This is a genomic window from Pantoea sp. CTOTU50773, from assembly GCF_032082325.1.
Lineage (GTDB): Bacteria > Pseudomonadota > Gammaproteobacteria > Enterobacterales > Enterobacteriaceae > Pantoea > Pantoea communis.
In genome coordinates, this window is record NZ_DAMDQC010000239.1 from 1 (window position 1) to 4,530 (window position 4,530).

Annotated in this window: 4 protein-coding genes; 1 reads left to right on the forward strand and 3 read right to left on the reverse strand. The window is 52.5% G+C overall.

Features of this window, described 5'->3' with window-relative positions; genetic code table 11:
- The 3 genes from RT340_RS22020 to nagB form a co-directional block, all read right to left on the reverse strand.
- Window positions 1-210, reverse strand: a 210-nt coding sequence (locus RT340_RS22020) for a MarR family transcriptional regulator (protein WP_313377802.1), incomplete at its 3' end; no start/stop codon positions are given.
- 7 nt (window positions 211-217) lie between these two features.
- The gene (nagA, locus tag RT340_RS22025) at window positions 218-1,366 is read right to left on the reverse strand and encodes an N-acetylglucosamine-6-phosphate deacetylase (protein ID WP_097117428.1); all 1,149 of its coding nucleotides are present in this window, start codon (window positions 1,364-1,366) and stop codon (window positions 218-220) included.
- Between the two features lie 60 nt (window positions 1,367-1,426).
- Window positions 1,427-2,227: a glucosamine-6-phosphate deaminase gene (gene nagB / locus RT340_RS22030; protein WP_034829102.1), complete on the reverse strand. Its 801-nt coding sequence runs from the start codon at window positions 2,225-2,227 to the stop codon at window positions 1,427-1,429.
- Between the two features lie 343 nt (window positions 2,228-2,570).
- Between nagB and nagE the strand changes: the two genes are divergently transcribed.
- On the forward strand, window positions 2,571-4,530 hold a 1,960-nt coding region (nagE, locus tag RT340_RS22035; RefSeq protein ID WP_313377805.1), incomplete at its 3' end, for an N-acetylglucosamine-specific PTS transporter subunit IIBC.

Genomic DNA, 4,530 nt, shown 5'->3' on the forward strand with positions numbered 1-4,530 from the left:
GGATGCCTGTTGATCCACCTCTTTGATCAGCCCGCGCTCAATGAGCTGACGGGTAATTTTGGTGACGCTGGCGGGCGCAAGTTGACTGAGTTCGGCAATCTGAATGCGCGAAATAGGGCCTTGCTGGTCAATCAGCCGGTAAACGGCCGCGCTGTTGAGTTGCTTGACAAGATCGACATTTCCTATTTGTGTCTGGCCGCCAGTGGTCATTCAGTACTTACTCGCTGAGGACGTCGTCTCCATTGACTAACGTCTTAGTGATTTGATAATCGCGGGTAAAGACAGTGAGGTTAGCGACTTTTCCTGCTGTCACTGAACCCAGCTGTTTTTCCACACCCATTGCCTTGGCCGGGTAGAGCGTTGCCATGCGCAAAGCTTCATCCAGCGCGATACCACAATGTTCTACGCTGTTTTGCACCGCTTCAATCATGGTGAGCGCAGAACCGCTTAAGGTACCGTTTTCGTCAACGCAAAGGCCGTCGCGATAGTATATTGTTTTGCCTGCAAAAATGAATTTATCAATTGACGCGCCAGCGGGTGCGGTCGCATCCGTTACCAACACCAGCTTGTCACCTTTGATGCGCTTTGCATTACGCACGTTAGCGTAGTGGACATGTAAACCATCCGCAATGATGCCGCAGTATACATCAGGTGAATCAAACAGCGCACCGATCAGACCAGGTTCACGCCCTGCAAAGGTTGGCATGGCATTATAAAGGTGAGTGGCAAAAGAGACACCGGCACTGAAGCCCGCTTTGGCTTCTTCGTAAGTGGCGTTTGAATGGCCCGCAGAGACAATAATGCCGGCATTGCGCAGCTTGCCAATCACATCGGCACCGGCATTTTCTGGCGCCAGCGTCACTTTGGTGATCACGTCTGCGTTGGCGCAAAGAAAATCGACCATCTCCGCATCGGGCAGACGAATCAAATCTGGATTATGGGTACCTTTTTTGGCTTTGTTCAGCCATGGACCTTCCAGGTGCAGACCTAACGCCTGATTAGGGTGTTTGGCCAGATAGGCGCGCATGGTTTCGATGGCACGCTTCATCAAAGCATTGGTGCTGGTGATCAGCGTTGGCAGATAGCTGGTGCAGCCTGATTTTTCGTTGGCACGCTGCATGATTTCCAGCGTTTCCACGCTCAGTGCGTCGATATCATCGTTGAACTGCACGCCGCCGCAGCCGTTTAACTGTAAATCAATAAATCCGGGAGCGATAAACGCACCAGCCACATCCTGCTGTGCAATCGTTGCGTCAAGCGCCTCTCGTGGGCACACTCGCTCAATCAGGCCATCCGCAATCACCACTGCATGATTGTCCAGAATTTCATGACCGGTAAAAATCCGGCCGTTCACTAATGCGTACATCGTTTTTCTCTCCCGGCTAAGCCTGCCGCATTAAGGCAGCAGGTTTTTCACAACGTGTTCTCACACACCTTTCATATTTTCCGCTTCCATTTCGCGGAAATATTTCACGGTTTTCACTTTCAGTTCCATGGTGGCCGGTTCGTCACACACCACCACAGATTTCGCATGCAGCTGCAGACAGCTGATGGTCCACATGTGATTAACGTTACCTTCTACAGCGGCCTGCAACGCCTGCGCTTTCAGATGGCCCGTCACCAGAATCATCACTTCTTCAGCATCCAGTAACGTGCCCACACCTACGGTCAGGGCGTATTTTGGCACCTGATCCACATCACCATTAAAGAAGCGCGAGTTAGCGATACGGGTATCGTGCGTCAGGGTTTTAATGCGGGTGCGGGAAGAGAGTGAAGAAGCCGGCTCGTTAAAGGCAATGTGTCCATCGTTGCCCACGCCGCCCATAAACAGATTAATTTTACCGTAAGAGCGAATCTTCTCTTCGTACTGGCGACATTCTGCGTCAATATCTGGCGCATTGCCATTCAGAAGATTGATATTTTCTGGTTGGATATCAACGTGATCGAAAAAGTTGCGGTACATGAAGCTGTGGTAGCTTTCCGGATGCTCTTTTGGCAGGCCCACGTATTCATCCATATTGAACGTCACCACATGCTTGAAACTAACCTGGCCCGCTTTGTGCATATCAATCAGGTGCTTGTAAGCTTCCAGTGGCGTACCACCGGTTGGCAAGCCCAGCACGAAGGGACGTTCTGCGCTAGGCTTAAACGCATTAATGCGGTTAACAATGTGGCGTGCAGCCCATTTACCCACCTGGGTCGGTGTGGCCAAAGGGATCAGTCTCATGTCTTCACCTCAATTAAGATTAGGAAAATGTTGTCGCCGATGCTGGTTTAGGTTGCTGCCATTAAGCGTAATCGGTTTAAGCGCAACCAGCAGGGAAAAGTGCGACCTGATATTTTTCATCATAAAATAAGTTTGTGGTGGTGGCTAGCATTTCGCAGTGATAAACGTCCATTATGGTGATTAAAGTCACAGTTACTGTGGTTTTAATTTGCGAGGCGAATTAATTTATCTTTACACTGCGCCTCGTGGTGAAAGATGTCATCAAGGTACCGAGCGTAGGGATAATAAAATCAACCCGCGCTACGGCAAAACGCCAGTCTCATAGGGGGAGAAAAAGGTGAGTATTTTAGGATATCTGCAAAAGGTCGGCCGCGCGCTTATGGTGCCGGTAGCGACACTGCCGGCAGCGGCAATCTTGATGGGGGTAGGGTATTGGATTGATCCAGACAGTTGGGGTGCAGGCAATGCGCTGGCCGCTCTGCTGATCAAGTCCGGTTCTGCCATTATCGAAAATATGTCAGTGCTGTTTGCCATCGGTGTGGCTTACGGTATGTCCAAAGATAAAGATGGTGCGGCCGCGTTAACCGGCTTCGTGGGCTTCCTGGTGGTGACGACACTCTGTTCACCTGCCGCAGTAGCGATGATTCAGAAGATTCCGGTCGATCAGGTGCCTGCTGCCTTCGGCAAGATCAACAACCAGTTCGTGGGTATTCTGGTCGGTATTCTCTCCGCTGAAGTGTATAACCGCTTTAGCCATGTTGAGTTGCCCAAAGCGCTGTCGTTCTTCAGCGGGCGCCGTTTGGTGCCGATCCTTGTCTCATTCCTGATGATCGTTGTGGCGTTTATCCTGATGTACATCTGGCCAATCATCTTCGGCGGCCTGGTGAACTTCGGTGAGCACATTCAGAAAATGGGCTCGGTGGGCGCAGGCGTGTACGCCTTCTTTAACCGCTTGCTGATTCCGGTCGGTCTGCATCACGCACTGAACTCCGTATTCTGGTTTGACGTGGCAGGCATTAACGATATTCCTAAGTTCCTTGGCGGTGCACAATCAATCGCGAATGGCACGGGTATCCCGGGCATCACCGGTCGCTATCAGGCGGGCTTCTTCCCGATCATGATGTTTGGCTTGCCGGGTGCAGCATTGGCTATCTTCCACTGCGCACGTCCAGAAAACCGCGCGAAAGTCGGCGGTATTATGCTGGCTGCGGCCTTCGCGGCCTTCTTCACGGGGATCACTGAACCGCTGGAATTCTCCTTCATGTTCGTGGCACCGGTTTTGTATGTGATCCATGCCGTATTGACCGGTATCTCGGTATTTATTGCTGCGAGCATGCACTGGATTGCAGGCTTCGGCTTCAGTGCCGGTTTGGTGGATATGGTGCTGTCAACGCGTAACCCGCTGGCGGTGAATTGGTGGATGCTGATTCCACAAGGTCTGGTGTTCTTCGCCATCTACTATGTGGTGTTCCGTTTCACTATTCAGAAATTCAACCTGATGACCCCGGGCCGCGAATTGTCTGCGGGTGATGAAACTGATGGTTATGACGTTAACGTCGACCATAGTGGTAATGGTGAAAGCCAGACCGAATCACTGGCACGTCGTTACATTGCCGCCATCGGCGGTTCAGACAACCTGACCAACATCGATGCCTGCATTACTCGTCTGCGTCTGAACGTCAAAGACTCAGCCCAGGTGAATGAAGGCGTGGCGAAACGTTTGGGTGCGTCTGGTGTGATTCGTTTGAACAAGCAGAGCGTACAGGTGATTGTCGGCACTCAGGCTGAAAGCATCGCCTCCGCAATGAAAACGGTATTGAGCAAAGGCCCGGTTGCTGCGGCTTCCGCTCCTGCCGCCGCTGCGCCGGTCGCGACTAAACCCCAGGCCGTGCTGAACACTGAAAAAGCGGTGATTGCTACGCTGGTGGCACCAGTGACCGGTGAGATTGTCGCGCTCGACGCGGTGCCGGATGAGGCGTTCGCCAGCAAAGCGGTGGGCGATGGTCTGGCAATCAAACCAACCGACAAAACCGTGGTGGCACCGATTGCCGGTACCGTGGTGAAAATCTTCAACACCAACCATGCGTTCTGTCTGGAAGCCGCTAACGGCGTTGAGATCGTGGTGCACATGGGCCTGGACACCGTGGCGCTGGAAGGAAAAGGCTTCACACGTCTGGTGGAAGAGGGGGCAACCGTCACTGCCGGTCAGCCGATTCTGGAGATGGATCTGGACTTCCTCAACGCCAACGCGCGCTCAATGATTAGCCCGGTGGTGGTCAGCAACAGCGATGATTTCGCCGGAC

Coding starts and splice junctions, on each gene's coding strand:
- nagA (WP_097117428.1), bottom strand. CDS start 1,366: ATGTACGCATTAGTGAACGGCCGGATTTTTACCGGTCATGAAATTCTG.
- nagB (WP_034829102.1), bottom strand. CDS start 2,227: ATGAGACTGATCCCTTTGGCCACACCGACCCAGGTGGGTAAATGGGCT.